The sequence below is a fragment of the Streptomyces sp. CB01580 genome (assembly GCF_001905795.1).
Classification (GTDB): domain Bacteria; phylum Actinomycetota; class Actinomycetes; order Streptomycetales; family Streptomycetaceae; genus Streptomyces.
The window spans coordinates 121,842-138,630 of record NZ_LIXJ01000001.1; the positions used below are offsets into that span (position 1 = coordinate 121,842).

General features: G+C 71.8%; 13 protein-coding genes, 1 pseudogene and 1 riboswitch. Of the genes and pseudogenes, 7 read left to right on the forward strand and 7 right to left on the reverse strand.

Annotation, left to right across the window (positions count from 1 at the left end):
* Positions 1-419: 419 nt before the first annotated feature.
* The 3 genes from AMK22_RS00370 to AMK22_RS00380 all read right to left on the reverse strand — a co-directional run bounded on the left by AMK22_RS00370 (position 420) and on the right by AMK22_RS00380 (position 3,848).
* The gene (locus tag AMK22_RS00370; RefSeq protein ID WP_073781163.1) at positions 420-1,121 is read right to left on the reverse strand and encodes a response regulator transcription factor; all 702 of its coding nucleotides are present in this window, start codon (positions 1,119-1,121) and stop codon (positions 420-422) included.
* Positions 1,093-2,331 (reverse strand): sensor histidine kinase, encoded by a 1,239-nt coding sequence (locus AMK22_RS00375; protein ID WP_073781164.1) that lies wholly within the window; start codon positions 2,329-2,331, stop codon positions 1,093-1,095. The genes AMK22_RS00370 and AMK22_RS00375 overlap by 29 nt, the downstream gene beginning before the upstream one ends.
* Before the next feature lie 374 nt (positions 2,332-2,705).
* On the reverse strand, positions 2,706-3,848 hold the full coding sequence (locus AMK22_RS00380) for an alpha/beta hydrolase (RefSeq protein ID WP_073781510.1): 1,143 nt from the start codon (positions 3,846-3,848) through the stop codon (positions 2,706-2,708).
* A gap of 271 nt (positions 3,849-4,119) precedes the next feature.
* A riboswitch (cobalamin riboswitch) is annotated at positions 4,120-4,301 on the forward strand.
* 111 nt (positions 4,302-4,412) lie between these two features.
* Here AMK22_RS00380 and AMK22_RS00385 point away from each other — a divergent pair.
* The 5 genes and pseudogenes from AMK22_RS00385 to AMK22_RS00405 all read left to right on the forward strand — a co-directional run.
* Positions 4,413-5,378 (forward strand): ABC transporter substrate-binding protein, encoded by a 966-nt coding sequence (locus AMK22_RS00385; protein ID WP_079185837.1) that lies wholly within the window; start codon positions 4,413-4,415, stop codon positions 5,376-5,378.
* Positions 5,375-6,529 carry an iron ABC transporter permease gene (locus AMK22_RS00390; protein ID WP_199883081.1) on the forward strand — a complete coding sequence of 385 codons (1,155 nt, stop codon included), beginning with the start codon at positions 5,375-5,377 and terminating at the stop codon, positions 6,527-6,529. The genes AMK22_RS00385 and AMK22_RS00390 overlap by 4 nt, the downstream gene beginning before the upstream one ends.
* Positions 6,526-7,377, forward strand: coding sequence for an ABC transporter ATP-binding protein (locus tag AMK22_RS00395; RefSeq protein ID WP_073781167.1), 852 nt, complete (start codon positions 6,526-6,528; stop codon positions 7,375-7,377). Before AMK22_RS00390 ends, AMK22_RS00395 begins: the two co-directional genes overlap by 4 nt.
* 372 nt (positions 7,378-7,749) lie before the next feature.
* Positions 7,750-9,294 (forward strand): ABC transporter substrate-binding protein, encoded by a 1,545-nt coding sequence (locus tag AMK22_RS00400; RefSeq protein ID WP_242433776.1) that lies wholly within the window; start codon positions 7,750-7,752, stop codon positions 9,292-9,294.
* A 205-nt stretch (positions 9,295-9,499) separates the two neighbouring features.
* Positions 9,500-11,140, forward strand: a pseudogene (locus AMK22_RS00405) (ATP-dependent Clp protease ATP-binding subunit); the annotation flags it as partial.
* A gap of 334 nt (positions 11,141-11,474) precedes the next feature.
* Here AMK22_RS00405 and AMK22_RS00410 read toward each other — a convergent pair.
* Entirely contained in the window at positions 11,475-12,440 is a 966-nt protein-coding gene (locus AMK22_RS00410; protein ID WP_073781169.1) for a pirin family protein, read from the reverse strand.
* A 167-nt stretch (positions 12,441-12,607) separates the two neighbouring features.
* Here AMK22_RS00410 and AMK22_RS00415 point away from each other — a divergent pair, with 167 nt between their 5' ends.
* Positions 12,608-12,973 (forward strand): tetratricopeptide repeat protein, encoded by a 366-nt coding sequence (locus AMK22_RS00415; protein WP_073781170.1) that lies wholly within the window; start codon positions 12,608-12,610, stop codon positions 12,971-12,973.
* 201 nt (positions 12,974-13,174) lie between these two features.
* Here AMK22_RS00415 and AMK22_RS00420 read toward each other — a convergent pair whose 3' ends face one another.
* Entirely contained in the window at positions 13,175-13,942 is a 768-nt protein-coding gene (locus tag AMK22_RS00420; protein ID WP_073781171.1) for a CbtA family protein, read from the reverse strand.
* A gap of 28 nt (positions 13,943-13,970) precedes the next feature.
* A complete protein-coding gene (locus tag AMK22_RS00425; RefSeq protein ID WP_073781172.1) occupies positions 13,971-14,189 on the reverse strand; it encodes a CbtB domain-containing protein in 219 nt (72 codons plus the stop codon).
* Positions 14,190-14,514: 325 nt separating this feature from the next.
* Between AMK22_RS00425 and AMK22_RS00430 the strand changes: the two genes are divergently transcribed.
* A complete protein-coding gene (locus tag AMK22_RS00430) occupies positions 14,515-15,126 on the forward strand; it encodes a histidine phosphatase family protein (protein WP_073781173.1) in 612 nt (203 codons plus the stop codon).
* A 165-nt stretch (positions 15,127-15,291) separates the two neighbouring features.
* Here the strand turns inward: AMK22_RS00430 and AMK22_RS00435 are convergent, their stop codons facing one another.
* Positions 15,292-16,731 (reverse strand): dihydrolipoyl dehydrogenase family protein, encoded by a 1,440-nt coding sequence (locus tag AMK22_RS00435; protein WP_199883082.1) that lies wholly within the window; start codon positions 16,729-16,731, stop codon positions 15,292-15,294.
* Positions 16,732-16,789 lie beyond the last annotated feature (58 nt).

The window sequence follows — 16,789 nt, forward strand, 5'->3', positions numbered from 1 at the left end:
ACGCGGTGCGTCGCCCGGACGGGCGGACGTCATCGGTGGCGTCCGGCGACGGGACCACCCGACCGGTCGGGACGGGCTGGGCGCCCATCGGGGTCGCCTCGATCACCGGGTGGGTGGAGCGGCCGACGACAGTGGATGCCGGGCCGGTGACACCGGTCGCGTCATCCGTCTCGTACCGCTCGGCCGGGCCGTGGGCTTCGATCATGGCGACACCTCCGTTCGCCATCCCACTGTCGCCCGGAGGAGGCCCCCCGCGCGTCGTCCCGCCGCAGCGATTCCGACTACCACGGCTGCGGTACCCGGTCCCCCCGCCTACCACCGGCCGGAACGGCCCGGCGGCAGGGCGGCGTCACGCCGGCGTCCGCGCCCCGGGTCCACGGCCTCTCCCGTGCCAGGCCCCCATACTCCCGGCAGTGCGCCTACGAGTGCATGGACGGCTGCGAAGGCCCCGATTCCGTCGTGGGACTCACCAGACCGCACTGGTACGCGATGACGACGAGCTGGGCCCGGTCCCGGGCCGCCAGCTTGGTCATGGCCCTGTTGACATGGGTCTTGGCGGTCAGCGGGCTGACGAACAGGTGCGCCGCGATCTCGTCGTTCGACAGCCCCAGCGCCACCAGCCCCACGACGTCGCGTTCCCGGCGCGTCAGGCACTCCAGCCGCTCGTGCACGCCCGCCGGGCACGGATCCGGCTGGGCGAGGAAGCGCCCGATCAGCGCACGCGTCGCCGACGGGGACAGCAGGGCCTCGCCCGCGGCGATCGTACGGACGGCGTCGAGCAGTTCCTCGGGCCGGGCGCCCTTGCCGAGAAAACCGCTCGCACCGGCGCGCAGCGCCTCGGCCACGTGCTCGTCGTCCTCGAAGGTGGTGAGGATGAGCACCTTCACCTCGGTGAGGTCGTCGGACTCGCTGATGAGCCGTGTGGCTTCGAGACCGTCCATCTCCGGCATGCGGATGTCCATCAGGACCACGTCGGGGCTCTGCGCACGGGCCAGGTCCAGCGCCTCCTGCCCGTTGGACGCCTCCCCCACCGTCTCCATGTCGTCCGTGGAGTCGAACAGCATCCGGAACGTGCCCCGCAGCAGGGCCTGGTCATCGACAAGCAGCACGCGGGTCGTCATGCCCGTCCCTTCTCTGTGGTTCGCCCATGACCGGGCCGGGACGCAACGGCAGCTCGGCCGTCACGGTGAAGCCGCCCTCCGGGCGGGCGCCCGCGTACAGCCGCCCACCGACCGTGGAGGCGCGCTCGCGCATTCCGATGAGCCCGTGGCCCGTCCCCGGACGGGCCGGGTCGGCTGCGGTCCGGCCGTCGTTCTCGACGGTGATCGTCAGCCGCTCGGGGCGGTAGTGCAGGAACAGCCGGGCGTGGTCGGCCCCCGCGTGCTTGTGCACGTTGGTCAGGGCCTCCTGCACGATGCGGTAGGCGGCCAGGTCGACCGCCGGAGCGAGCGGTTCGGCGACGCCGTGCCAGCTGTGGCTCACGTTCAGTCCGGCTCGCTCGAACGATGCCAGGAGCGCCGGTACGCGGGCCAGGCCGGGCATCGGGTCGCGGGGCGTCACCGGGTCGCCGGACTGCCGCAGCAGCCCCACGGTCACGCGCAGTTCGTCGAGCGCGGAGCGGCTGGTGTCCCGGATGTGCTCCAGTGCGGCCAGGATCTGCTCCGGCCGCCGTTCCACGAGGTGGACCGCCACGCCCGCCTGGGCGTTGATGAGGGCGATGTGGTGGGCGACGATGTCGTGCAGTTCGCGCGCGATCCGCACCCGCTCGGCCGCCACCCGCTGCTGCGCCTCCTGCTCGCGCGTGCGCTCCGCGTGTTCCGCCCGTTCCTCCACCGCGGCCACATAGGCGCGGCGCGAGCGCACCCCGTCACCGATGGCTGCGGGCAGCACCGTCCACGCCAGCATCGCCGCGTTGTCCGGGGCCAGCCAGGAACGCGGATCCCATAGCACGGCGACGCCCACCAGGATGGCGACCGACGACACCGCCGAGATCCAGGTCACTCGCCGGTCGGTGCGCGCGGCGACGGTGTAGACCGACACCAGGACGGGGCTGATGACCAGCGGACTCTCCCGGAATCCCAGCAGCTGGAAGGCCACCCCGCAGCCGACCGCCACGGCCAGTACACCGACCGGGTGACGGCGCCGCCACACCAACGCGGAACAACCGGTGCCCGCCAGCACCACCGCCTGCCAGCGCAGGGAGAAATCGCGCTCGTGCGGGACGATCGAGGCGGCCACGACGGACAGGACGAACAGCACGACCAGGACCAGTGCGTCCATCACACCGAACCGGGACCGTTCCCCCCTTCTCCGACCACTGCTCACCGCCATGGCACCACCGTAGGGTCGACGACCGCATCGGGCATCGTCACGCGGGACGGGCCCCGCGGCCTCCGGCGTCCGTCCCCGCCCCGGCCGCCGTCCCCGGAATCCGGTGTCCGCCCACGCCCGAGGCCTCCGACGCGCGGTCGCCGCCCGTACGCCGAACCGCCGCCGGCGCCCCGGCCGAGGTGCCGGACCCGTCGTCACGATCGCCCGGCCGGACGGCCCGACGACTCCATTCGGCCGACGCCCGACCGGCATGACGACGGCCGGCCGACGTGACGACGGACGGCGGGGGCCCGAGCGCCCGACCACCCGTCACGCCCCCGTATCGACCGCTCCCCCGCGGGCCGTCGGTCCCTTCCGCACCGCTTCTTGTCGGTTCAGACGCCCTTCGCCGGCGCGACCCGTCCCGCCCACGGCGACAGTTCGGCCGTCAGCCAACGGAAGACCTGGGGCACCTGGCGCTTCCACAGTCCGACGGTGTGCGGCCCGGTCACCCGGGCCACCACCACCCGTGTCGGGGGTACCGCCGCGCGCCGCAGCGCGAGGCCGTCGCGGTAGCCGTCGTCGCGTCCGCCCGAGAGATACAGCGCGACGCGCGGAGGGGTGGTCGCATGGCGCAGGATCCACAGCGGGTTGTTGGCCCGCCGCAGCTCCGGGGCGCGGGCCGTGAGGGAGACCCGTTCGGCGGCCGGGTCGTTGTAGCCGGACAGGCTCACCGCGGCCCGGTACCGGTCGGGGTGGGCGAGTGCCATCTTCACGGCGCAGTGCGCCCCGGCCGAGTAACCGGCCACCGCCCACCCCTTCGCACCACCCCGTGCACGGAAGGTGTCGATCACCATCTGCCGGACGTCCACGCTGAGCCATGACTCGGCGTCCACGACGCCCGGCACATTGGCGCATCCGGTGTCCTGACCGGCCAGCAGATTGGTGCGCGGTTCGACGAGAATGAACGGGGCGATCTCGCCGCGCCGCATCCCGGCCTCCAGCTGCGACTGCACCCGCAGGCTGCTGAACCACGCCTTCGCCGAACCGGGGAAGCCTCCGAGGAGTTCGACCACGGGGAACCTCTGATGCCGGAAGGCCGGCTGGTCGTACTGCGGCGGCAGCCATACGTACACCTCGCCGCGCACCCCCGACACCCGGCCGCGCAGTTGGGTGACGCGGACGTTCCGCCCCATCCGGGCGTCGTGCACCGGGTCGAACTCCTGGACGACCTTCGGCTCGTTCGCCAGGTCCTTGTGACTTCCGAGTCCGTCGCGCCCGAGGTCCGGGGCGGCGACGACATGGTGTCCGGTGCCGAGCAGATCGGCCCAGCTGTCGTACAGGCCATTGGTGTTGTTGACCACCACGAAGACACTCAGCACGGCCGCCCCCTGCGCGAGGACGACCATCGCGAGGCGGCTCGTGCCTCGTACCACGGCGGGACCCCGCACCCGCCCCCACAGCAACAGGGGAAGCAGCACGCTGACCATGGCCAGCGCGATCGTGGCCAGGAAGAAGGGTGTCCCCGTCAGGCTCATCACGCCAGTGAGGATGTCGCACACAGCACGATGGTTTACCCTCTTTTCCACCTTTTTACGTCTAACGCGAGACACTGAGAACCTCGTGTTGACGCCGGTCACTCCCGTGTCCTCGGCGACCGGCACCCTCGCGCCTTCGGTGCCGGTCGCCCTCGGTCTCCCGCATCGCGCGCCCCCACCGCGCCGGGAGGGGCGGGAACCGCCGGGAGACGGGCCCCGGTTCCTCGGCGTGCGATCACTCACATGGGCGCCCTTTGTGCGCCGACGTCGGACAAACGTAATATCGGCGGGTCATCGCCGCGACGGGAGACAGGAAGCCGGTGCGAATCCGGCACGGTCCCGCCACTGTGACCGGGGAGTGCAACCCTTCGACATGCCACTGCGCGCCGCGCGGGAAGGCGGGGGGAACGTCGATCCGGGAGTCAGGACACTGGCCTGTCGCGGGCCCGTTTTGAGGAGCGCGGACTCCCCAGGAGGCTCTACGTGTATTTCGGCATACCCCGCCGCCGCCCCTGCTCTCCCCCTGCCCGTGCCCGGCGCGCCCCGCGCGTCGTCGCCGGGTTCATGGCCGCAGCCACCGCCCTGTCGGCCGCCGGCTGCGGCACCGCCGACGACTCCCCCGGGAAACCGGAGGCCGGTGCGTCGTCGGTCGCGGGCTTCCCGGTCACCGTGGACAACTGCGGTGTGAGAACGACGTACGACAAACCGCCCTCGCGCGTGGTCACCATCCATCAGCACCCCGCCGAACTGCTGCTCGCCCTGGGGCTGAAGGACCGCATGGTCGGTACCGCCTTCCCGGACTCGGCCGTCCTGCCCGAGCTGCGGAAGGACTTCGCGGCCGTACCCGAACTGGCGAAGCGGGAGCCGTCCTTCGAAACCGTCCTGGACGCGGAGCCGGACTTCGTCTACGGCGGCTACGGCAGCGCGTTCGCCGAGAACGAGGGCCGGTCGCGCAAGGCGTTCGCCGAGGCGGGCATCGACACCTACCTCAACCGCGAGTACTGCGGCAAGAAGCGGGTGACGATGCGGGACACCTACGACGAGATCACCACCATCGGCGACGTCTTCGGCGTCCCGGACCGCGCCTCCGCGCTGGTGGCCGATCTGGGGGGGCGCGTCGACAAGGCCGTCGCGGCCGTGGGGAAGAGGCCCGACGTGCCCGTCTTCGTCTACGACAGCGGCGAGAAGACCGCCTTCACGGCGGGCGGCAAGGGGCTGGGCAACGACCTGATCGGGCTGGCGGGCGGCAGGAACATCTTCGCAAGCCTCGACGACGTCTTCGGTGACGTCTCCTGGGAGCAGGTCGTGGCCCGCAAGCCCGAGGTCGTGATGATCTACGACTACGCGGGCTCCGGCAGCGTCGAGCAGAAGAAGCGGTTCCTGCTCTCGCAGCCCGCCCTCGCCGACGTCCCGGCCATCAGGAACAAGCGGTTCGTGGTCCTGCCGCTGACCGCGACCCTCGTCGGCATCCGGTCGGCGTACGCGGTCGACGGCCTGGCGCGCGGTCTGCATCCCGAGAGCTTCCGGTGACGGGCGCGAGGACGAAAGCGCCCGTGAAGGCCGCCCCGCCCGACGGGACGACCGAGAGGGCGGCCGACGGAGCGAGGGCGTGGCTCCCGCGCCGCGGCGGCCGGTCGCGGCGCGTACCCCTCCCCCTCGTGCTGGCCGTCCTCGCGCTGCTGCTGGTGGTCTCCGCCACCGCCGGCCTGGCCATCGGCTCGGTGCACGTGCCGCCCGGCCAGGTGTGGGGCATCGTGACGCACGCGCTGGGCGCCGACTGGCAGGAGCCGTCCTGGACCCGCGCCCGGGAGACGATCGTCCTGGACGTGCGGGCGCCGCGGGTGCTGCTCGGTGCCGTGACCGGCGCCGGGCTGGCCGTGGTGGGCACCGCCATGCAGGCCCTCATCCGCAACCCGCTGGCCGAGCCGTACCTGCTGGGCGTGTCCTCCGGCGCGTCACTGGGCGCGGTCTCGGTGATCGTGCTCGGCATGGGCGTGCTCGGTCCCGTCTCGCTGCCGGCCGCCGCGTTCGCCGGTGCCCTGGGCGCGCTGCTGGTGGTGTACGCGACCGCGCGCACCGGCGGACGCATCACCTCGGCACGGCTCGTGCTGTCCGGTGTGGCGACGGCGTCGGTGCTCACCGCGGTGACGGACCTGCTGCTGCTCACCACCGGCCGGGGCCACGAGGCCCGTGCCGTCCTCGCCTGGACCCTCGGCGGCCTCGGCGGCGTCGGCTGGGACACGCTCTGGCTGCCGGGCGCCGCCCTGCTGCTCGGCATCGCCGTCCTGCTGGTACAGGCACGGAACCTGAACCTGCTGCTGGCGGGCGAGGAATCGGCGGGCACGATGGGACTCGACGTGGCCCGGTTCCGGGCCCGCATGTTCGTCCTGCTGTCCCTCGTCACCGGGGTCCTGGTCGCGGCGACCGGGCCGATCGGCTTCGTCGGGCTGATGCTGCCGCACGCCGTGCGGCTCGTCGTCGGCGGCGACCACCGTCGCGTGCTGCCGACGGCCGCCCTCGGCGGAGCCGTCTTCCTGATCTGGGCCGACATCGCCGCCCGCACGGTCGCGGCGCCGTTGGAACTTCCCGTCGGGGTGCTCACGGCGCTGTGCGGAGGCCCCTTCTTCCTCTGGCTCATGCGCCGTGACGCCCGGCGGAACGACGAACGGGGAGCGGCATGAGCGACGCGGTCGAACACGCCGTCGGTGGCGGCGGCGCCCTGTCCGTCGACGGGGTCACCCTGTCCGCCGGTGCGCACCGCCTGGTCCGGGACGTCTCCCTGACCGCCCGCCCCGGCGAGGTCGTGGGGCTGGTCGGCCCCAACGGTAGCGGCAAGTCCAGTCTGCTGCGCGCCGTCTACCGCGTGCTGCGACCCGGCACCGGACACGTACGGGTCGACGGGGCCGATGTCTGGCGCCTGCCCGTGCGCACACTGGCCCGGACCCTGGCCGCGGTGGTCCAGGAGCCCGTCGCCGACTTCGACCTGACGGTCCGTGAGGTGGTCGCCATGGGCCGTACCCCGCACAAGGGCCTGTTCGACGGCGACACCGCACAGGACGCCCGGCTGATCGTGTCCGCCCTCGCGTCCGTGGACGCGGTCTCGCTCGCCGACCGCCCCTTCGACCGGCTCTCCGGTGGCGAGCGCCAACGTGTGCTCATCGCCCGCGCCCTCGCCCAACAGCCCTCGCTGCTCGTCCTCGACGAACCCACCAACCATCTGGACATACGCCACCAGCTCGACGTCCTCGGCACCCTGCGCCGGCTCCCCGCCGCCGTTCTGGTCGCGCTCCACGACCTCAACCTCGCGGCGTACTACTGCGATCGCCTCTACGTGCTGCGCGGGGGCGAGGTCGTCGCGTCCGGCCCGCCCGCAGAGGTGATCACCGCAAAACTGCTGCGCGAGGTCTACGAGGTGGCGGGCGAGGTCGTCGTCCACCCCCGCACCGGAGCGCCCCATGTGACGTTCCTGCCCGGGGAACCGGGACCCCGCCGGACCGTGACAGTCCCGGGGGACGGGCCCGTTCCGTGAGCGGGCGGGGTCGCGCGAGACGGCCCCGCTCCCGCCTTCAGCACGGCGGCGACCGACCACCGCGGCGCCTGTTGCCGCACGGCCCATCCACCCTTCTTCCAGGGCGTGTTCACCGTTCGGCCGATTACCTTTCACCAAGCGGAAGCTGACTGTCAGTCACCGTGCATACAATCCCTGTCGAACACCGAGTCCCGGCAGTCCGCTCGGTCCGCACCAACACGCCCGACCGGGCCGAGTGTCTGGGTCGCGGCGTGCGCAGTACTTCCTGACCCGATCCGGTTGTCCGGGGACACCCTCGCGGCCGGCCGACAGTATGGAGCACATTCCGTGATGGATCGTACGAGGCGGTCGAGCACTCTGATCGTCGGGGGAATGACAGCGGTGCTGCTGACGGGTTGCGGCTCCGAGGACCAGATCTGGCCGTCCGAGAGCAAGGACAGGATCGTCGTCGGGATGTCCGACGGCATCCTCGCCACCGACCCGGCCTCGGGGTACGACCCGGGGTCCTGGCTTTTGTTCAACAACGTGTTCCAGTCCCTGCTGAGCTTCCCGCCCGCTTCCTCCACCCCCGTGCCGGAGGCCGCGGAGGAGTGCGGGTTCTCCAACGGCAGCCGGACCTACACCTGCACGCTGCGCGACGGATTGAAGTTCAGCAACGGCCACAGCCTCACGTCGAAGGACGTGAAGTTCTCCTTCGACCGTACGATCGCGATCGACGACCCGACCGGTCCGTCGCCGATGCTGTCCACCATCAAGTCGATCGAGACCCCGGACGACAAGACCGTGGTGTTCCATCTCAAGGTGCCCGACGCGACGTTCCCCAGCAAGATCGCTTCAGGCGCCGGCTCCATCGTGGACCACCAGGTCTATCCGAAGGACCACCTGCTCGGGGGCGGCAAGACGGTGGGATCGGGTCCCTACAAGCTGGACTCCATCGACAAGTCCGAAGCCGACTTCTCGGTCTACTCCGGCTACCGCGGAAACGCCGAGGTGAAGAACTCCGGGGTGACGCTGAAGCTGTTCCGCGGCGATCAGCAGGTGCTGAGGTCCTCCTTGGAGAAGGGCGACGTCGACATCGCCTACCGCGGTCTCACCGCCAAGGCGATAGCCGCCCTGGACTCCTCGGCCACCGCGAAGAAGGACGGCATCACGGTGGTGCAGGGCAGCAGCGCCGAGGTCCAGCACCTGGTCTTCAACGTCGCCGACCCCGTCGTCGGCAAGCTCGCCGTGCGCAAGGCCATCGCCCACCTCGTCGACCGGTACTCCCTGGTCAGCAAGGTGTACCAGGACACGGCGACGCCGCTCTACTCGGTGGTCCCGGTCGGCATCACCGGCCACGGCACCTCGTTCTTCGACGTGTACGGCGACAGTCCGAAGCCGGACAAGGCGCGGAACGTCCTGCGCGAATCCGGAATCACCGAGAAGGTGAAGCTCACGCTCTGGTCCACCCCGAGCCGCTATGGTCCCGCCACGGATGACGAACTACGCACCATAGCAGACCAGTTGAATCGGAGCGGGCTGTTCGAGGCCGACATGAAGTCCGTCCCGTTCGGCCAGTACGAGAAGAACATCGCCGCAGGCAAGTACGGCGTCTACGTCAAGGGCTGGGTGCCGGACTATCCCGACCCCGACAACTTCACCCAGCCGTTCTTCGGCGAGAACAACGTGCTGTCGAACAACTACGAGAACAACGAGATATCGGACCAGATCATCCCGCGCACCTCCTCCGTGACCGACCGCGCCGACACCCGGCAGGACTTCATCAAGCTGCAGGACATCGTGGCGCGGGAGCTGCCGTTCCTGCCGCTCTGGCAGGGCCAGCAGTACGCGGTCGCCCACGAGAGCGTCCGGGGGCTGCAGAACTGCCTGGACACCTCGACGGTCTTCCGTTTCTGGGAGCTCGGCACCGCGGAGTGACTCCGGCGCCGTGGAACGCGGACGGGCGATCGTCCGGGGGGAACGGCGTTCGCGCGAGTGGGGCGGGGTGCCCGGTGCACTCCCGTCCCCTTCGCCGGAGACCTGAGGACATCGGATCCCTTCTCGGGGACGCCGGATCGCGCCGCCGCGGGGAAGGCCGCCACACCGATGGCGCGTGCGCTGCTCGCCCAGGCGGGCACGGACGGCGGGCGGGGACATCATCCTGTTCATCGACGAACTGCACACGGTCGTCGGCGCGGGCACGACGGGCGAGGGTTCCATGGACGCGGGCAACATGCTCAAGCCCGCCCTCGCGCGCGGCGAACTGCACGTGGTGGGTGCGACGACGATCGACGAGTACCGCAAGCACGTCGAGAAGGACGCCGCGCTCGAACGGCGCTTCCAGCCGGTGATGGTGCCGGAGCCGACGGTGGAGGAGACGGTGCAGATCCTGGAGGGGCTGCGCGACGCGTACGAGGCGCACCACCAGGTCCGGTTCGCCGACGGCGCGCTGGCCGCCGCGGCGGAGCTGTCCGACCGCTACATCAGCGACCGGTTCCTGCCCGACAAGGCGATCGACGTGATGGACCAGACGGGCGCGCGGGTGCGGCTGCGCAGCGCGAGCCGTTCCACCGAGGTGGTCAGCCGCGAGGACCGGATCGCCAAGCTGCGGCGGGAACAGGATCAGGCCGTGTCGGCCGAGGACTTCGACAGGGCGGCGGACTTGAAGAGGGAGATCGCCGAGGTCGAGGGCGAGCTCGCGGGCATCGAGGAACGCCGCGAGGGCGACGTCTCCGTCACCGCCCGCGACATCGCGGACGTGGTCTCCCGGCGCACCGGCATCCCGGTCTCTCAGCTCACGGCCGGTGAGAAGGAGAAGCTCCTCAAGCTGGAGGAGGAGATGCACTCCCGCATCGTCGGCCAGGACGAGGCGGTCACCGCGGTCTCGCAGGCAGTGCGCCGCAGCCGGTCGGGCATGGACGACCCGAATCGCCCCGTGGGTTCCTTCCTCTTCCTCGGCCCCACCGGTGTGGGCAAGACCGAACTGGCCAAGACGCTCGCGGAGCTGCTGTTCGGTGACGAGAACCGCATGGTCCGCTTCGACATGAGCGAGTTCCAGGAGAAGCACACGGTCGCCCGGCTGGTCGGTGCCCCGCCGGGATACGTCGGGTACGAGGAAGCGGGCCAGCTCACCGAGAAGGTCCGGCGCCGGCCCTACAGCGTGGTCCTGTTCGACGAGGTGGAGAAGGCGCACCCCGATGTCTTCAACACACTGCTGCAGATCCTCGACGACGGACGGCTGACGGACGCCCAGGGCCGCACCGTCGACTTCCGGCACTGCGTCGTCATCATGACGTCCAACATCGGTGCGCATCGCATCCTCGATCACAGGGGCGATGTGTCGGAGCTCAAGGACGAGTTGATGGGCGAGCTGCGGACGCGGTTCCTGCCCGAGTTCCTCAACCGCATCGACGACATCATCATCTTCCACGGTCTCGGTGAGGACGACCTGGCACGGATCGTGGACCACCTGCTCGAGCAGAGCAGGCGCCGGGTCCACGCGCAGGGCTTGGAGCTGGAGGTGACGGAGGCCGCCAAGAAGCTGCTGATCGCCCACGGCCACCAGCCGGAGTTCGGCGCCCGCCCGCTCAGGCGCACGATCCAGTCGGAGCTCGACAACCGCATCGCGTCGCTGCTGCTGGGCGGCGATGCCGGACCCGGCGACACGATCGTGGCCGATGTGCTGGACAACTCGCTGCACTGCACGGTCGTCGGCGGCGGCTCGGACGAGGCGGGCGACGGCACACGGCTGGCGACACGGCAGGGCCCGGACGAGAAATCCTGAAACCGACCCGAAGAGGTCGCATCGCCGCGAACACCTCCGACGGCGGCCAGGCGGGCCGCGGGCCCCGCCTGGGGCCGGTTCCGCCGGACGCGGCGGCCTTCCGCCGCTACCGCCGCCCCGCGGCGGGCCGGGGCGCGGCCAGGAGCGTGAGCCGGGTCCTGATGCGCGAGGGCGCGCGCTGGTGGACGGGCCGCGGACGATCAAGCGGAGCCAGGTGGAGTCGCCGCCGTCCGCACCGGACTTGATGCTCGCGGACGCCTGCCCCGGCGAGCCGGCCCCGGATACCGAAAAGGCGAGCCGGCCCCGGATACCGAAAAGAGGACGAACCCCCGCGTCAGCGCACCCTTCCCCGCGGCTTCAGGGGCACCGGCGGCAGTTCGGGGGCCGACAGGCGACCGCCGTCGTAGCCGTGCACCTCGCCGAAGCGGGAGCCCTCCATCCAGTCCCGCCTGGCCGCCTCGATCTCCTCCTGGGTGCGGCCGATGAAGTTCCACCACATGAGGAGCTCCTCCTCGAACGGCTCACCGCCCAGGAGCATGAGACCCGCGTCGGAGTCCGCGCGCACGGGAAGCTCGCGACGGCCGCAGCCGAGGTAGAGCATGGAGCCCGGAAGGACGGGCACGCCGTCGACCTCCGTCTGCCCGGACATCGCCAGCACCGCGTACTCGAAGTCGGGTTCGAGCGGCACACGGACGTCGGCACCGGCGGTGAGAGCGAGGTCGGCACCGACGATGGGGGTGTAGGCGGTACCGGGCGAGACGGCTCCGTCGAGCCCGCCCAGGATCAGCGTGGCCGTGAGACCAGGGGCGGTGACGACCGGCAGGTCGGAGTGGTGCTGGAAGTGCGGCTCGACATGACGGTGCGCGTCCGGCAGGGCGACCCAGAGCTGGGCACCGTGCAGAAACCTCGCGTGACTCCTCGGACTCTCCTCGGAGTGGCTGATGGCCCGGCCCGAGGTCATCAGGCCCAGCTCGCGGGGGCGGATCGTCCGAAGGCTGCCGAGGCTGTCGCGGTGCAGGACCTCGCCCTCGTGCAGCCAGCTGACCGTCTGCAGTCCCATGTGGGGGTGGGGCGGCACCTGCATCCCGGGCTCGTCGGCGATGTCGTCGGGGCCGTAGTGATCCACGAAGGCCCACGCGCCGACCATCCGGCGGCCCAGGTTGGGCAGCAGCCTGCGCACCTCGGTGGACTCCCCCAACTGGACGTGGCGGGGTGCGAGGAGTTCACGTACGGGCTCGGCTACGACGAAACCCCGTCCTCCGCAGACGGAGGGCACGGCCTGGCGATCGAGATTGCTCATGCGCTCAACCTATTCCCGTGGGGGCCCGGGGGTGCCGGTACCCACGCCGACGACTTAGTGGAATATTCAATCATCATGCCGGGTTGGAGCAACTGCCGAGCACGCCGGACATCCGGTCCGGGACGGGACCGGGCGCTCCACGAACGGTCCGTGAACGAGGAGATCACATGAGCAACGGCTATTTCGAGTACGGGACGGCCGCGGACCGCTGGGACCGCGCGCAGATGTTCTTCGAGACCAAGGAGTACATGACCGCCGCCCGGATCCTCGAAGGGCTGGTCGAGGAGGTGCCGGAGCAGGTCGCACCGCGGCTGCTGCTGGCCCGCGCCTACTACCACTCGGCGCGGCTTCGCAGGGCGGAGGAGGAACTGCGCGCGGTGCTGGAGCGCGACCCGGTGGAGCCCTACGCCCGGCTGATGCTCGGCCGCACGCTGGAGCGCCAGGGGCGGGACGCGGAGGCGTCCGGCCATCTGCGGATGGCGGCGGCGTTCTCCGGTGACTTCGACACCGAGCCGGGCCGCATCGGCCGCTGAGCAGGACGGAACGGTCGCGTCCCGGGACGAGGCATCCGCCGGACGGGACGCGGCGGGCGGGGTCGGGACGCGAGGCGGTCGGGGGGCCGGGCGGTGATCCGTCCGGCCGGTCCGGCGCCGGCGGTACGGCACGGGGACGCGCATCGGCGCCCGCCGGTGACTCCGGCGGGCGCCGATCGCCGCTGGTGCCGACGGAGGTGGTCAGCCGGCCACCGCGGCGGCACGCCCCGGCGCGCCCCCGGCCCCGACCGCATCGGCGGCCGGGACGAGGAGCCGTTGCGTCAGGTGGCCGAAGACGAGCCCGAAGACGACCCACAGGGTGGCCTGTACGGCGAGGGTCGCCAGACGGAACTCCCACAGCAGGGTCGCCGGGAAGTCCGGCCCGACCTCGTTGAACGAGGGCAGGAACGCATAGGCGGTCCCGATCACGGCCACGTACGCGGCGGCCCCGGCCACCGTCGCGTTCCAGTTCCCCAGGCGCGGGGCCAGCCGTCTGGCCAGGATGACCGCGACTACGGCCAGCAGCACGCTGAGCGCGACCATCAGGAAGAACAGCCCCGTGCGCCGGCCGATGGTGTCGGGGTCGCCGACGGCCGGCGGATTGGCCGGGTACTTCAGGAACGGGACGACGTACACGGACAGCAGTGCCGCGCCCGCGACCAGGGCGGCGGTGGCACGCGGTCCGAAGCGGCCGATCCGGCCGAGCGCGTAGCAGAAGACGAGGGCGGCGATACCGCCGATCGCCACCCCGAAGACCAGCAGACCGGTGGCGAGACCGGCGGTGGACTGCACGGTGCGGCTGACGAGTTCCTCGCCGCCGTGGTCGTGGCTGTGCGCCTCCTCCAGCGCGATGGCCGCGTCCACCCGGGACTCCCCGAGGAAGTACGCGACGGCCAGGGCGAGCGCGCCTGCGATCAGCCCGGCCACCATGCCCCGGACGAGCAGGGCTCTGACGGATACGGAGTTCATGTGGTTCTCCCCTGGTTCGGACGGAACGTCAGTGGCAGGGGAAGCCGAGGAGGTGGCGTCCGTCGTGGACCCACTCGTGCACGCCTGTGCCGGAGACGAGTGAGGTGGCGCCCTGCTCGGCGCCGACGAAGTAGAGCAGGACGAGCATGAGGATCCCGAAGAAGACCGCCCAGGGGGCGATGGCCTTCAGCGAGATGGGGGCGATCGCCGGTGCGGCGGCGGTGGGAGTGACAGCGGACTGTGCCATGGCAGAACCTCCTGAGGGAACACGCGTCCCGATCGTGGTGCCGAGGCGAAGGTGCTGGGTCTGACTTCCCGTACGGGTACGGGTACACAGTGGCGCGACCGTGCCGGACTCTCACCGGACTTCCGTCACACCTTCGTCATGTCCCTCGGACGATACCGCCTGGGGGCGGGCACGACCATGGCCCTTCCGCGATCGGACCCGGCACTCCCCGGGGCCGGGGGCCGCCCCGTCCCATGGCGGGGAACCGCCCCCTCCGTCGACGGCCGGGGCCGCGTGCCATGGTGTGCGCACTCGATGTCCATGGTTCCAGGGGGAAGTTCCGGTCATGACGTTGCATGTGATGTCGGTCTCGCCGGCTCTCAACTCGGCGCTGCGCGAGGCCCGTTTCGACGGCGACGCCCCGCTCGACGCGGCCGGCGTCCGGCAGGCCCGGGACGCCGCCGCGGCGGTACCGGCAGCCGACCGGTATGTGCGCGCACCGTCGCAGCGGTGTGCCGGAACCGCCGACGCACTGGGCCTGCGGACCGATCCCGAACCCGCCCTGCGCGGCTGGGACCTGGGCCGGTGGAGCGGGCGGCGGCTGGCGGAGGTGAGCGGAAGCGAACCCGAGGCGGTGTCGGCGTGGCTGACCGACCCCTCGGCGGCGCCGCACGACGGGGAGTCGCTGACGGGGTTCTGCGCCCGGGTCGCCGACTGGCTGGACTCCGCGGCCGGGCGGTCCGAGGACGGGAACGTCCGGATGCTGGTGGTCGCCGAACCCTCGGTGATCCGGGCGCTGATCGTCCGGGCGCTCGCGCTGCCGGCGGAGTCGTTCTGGCGGCTGGACGTCGCCCCGCTGACGTTGACCGGGCTCAGCGGCCGGGCCGGACGGTGGAACCTGCGCTGCGGCCGGCCGTTGTCGCCGCCCCTCCGTCTCGACGGCGACCGCATTCCCTGATCCTGCGTCAACTTCATGGCACGAGCCAGGAATTGTCCGGCAGCGGCCACGCCCGGACGGCCGCCGGTCCCCGCACCGGGGAGCGACGGTCCTCACGCCCGAGGCGGGGACGCGCCCGAACACCTGGAAGGACCCGAACGCCTGGAAGGGGCGGGTCCGGTGGGGCTACGCGTCCCGGTACGTCTCCAGCAGCCGTAGCCAGACCTCGCTGATCGTCGGGTAGGAGGGGACGGCGTGCCACAGCCGGTCGATGGGGATCTCGCCCGCGACGGCGATCGTCGCGGAGTGGAGCAGTTCCCCGATGCCCGGTCCGACGAAGGTGACCCCGAGCAGGATCTCGCGGTCGAGGTCGACGACCATGCGGGCCCGGCCCTGGTAGCCGTCCGCGTACAGGCCGGAGCCCGCCACCGCGGCGAGGTCGTGGTCGACGGCGCGTACGCGGTGACCGGCCCGTTCGGCCTCGGCGAGGGAGAGGCCGACCGAGGCGGCCTCGGGATCGGTGAAGACGACCTGCGGCACGGCGGCGTGGTCGGCGGTGGCCGCGTGGGCCCCCCAGCGCCCGGTGTCCGTCGGGGCGCCCTGGGCGCGGGCGGCGATCGCGGCGCCCGCGACGCGCGCCTGGTACTTGCCCTGGTGAGTGAGGAGCGCCCGGTGGTTGACGTCGCCGACGGCGTACAGCCAGGTGAAGCCGTCGACACGACAGCTGTCGTCGACGGTGAGCCAGGAGCCGGGCGTCAGGCCGACCGTGTCGAGCCCGAGGTCGTCGGTGCGTGGGGCCCGGCCGGTGGCGAAGAGGATCTCGTCGGCCACGACGCGCTCGCCGGTGTCCGTCTCCACGGTGACCGGGCCGTCGGGGGCGGGGCGACGCACGGCGGTCACGGAGGTTCCGGTACGGATGTCGGCCCCGGCCTCCGTCAGGGCCCGTGCGACCAGTTCGCCCGCGAAGGGTTCCATCCTCGGCAGCAGCCCCGGACCCCGGACCAGCAACGTCACCTGAGCACCGAGCGCCTGCCAGACCGTGGCCATCTCCGTGCCGACCACGCCCCCGCCGACGATGACGAGGCGGCCGGGCACCTCCTTGGCACTGGTCGCCTCCCGACTGGTCCAGGGGCGGGCCCCGGCGGCGCCGGGCAGGTCGGGCACCACGGCGCGACTGCCGGTGCACAGGGCCACGGCGTGCCGGGCCGTGAGCAGGTGCTCCGTGCCGTCTGGGGCGGCGACGGAGACGGTCCGCTCGCCGGTGAGCCTGCCCAGGCCGCGGAAGATGTCCGCGCCGATGCCCTCCAGCCAGGCGGCTTGTCCGTCGTCCTTCCAGTGCGAGGTGTATTCGTCCCGGTGGGCGAGGACGGCGGCCGTGTCGAGCGGTCCTTGTACGGCCCCGGCGAGGCCGGGCACGCGGCGGGCGTCGGACCGGGCGACGACCGGACGCAGCAGTGCCTTGCTGGGCATGCAGGCCCAGTACGAGCACTCGCCGCCGATGAGTTCCGACTCGACGACCGCCGTGCTCAGCCCGGCCGCGCGGGCCCGGTCGGCGACGTTCTCGCCCACCGGCCCGGCTCCGATCACCACGACGTCGTACTCGGCGTTCAGGGAGGGATCTGTCATGGGGACAGTCTGGTCGCGGGTGTGGACGATGGCCACACGGGCAGGCGGAATAGGACGC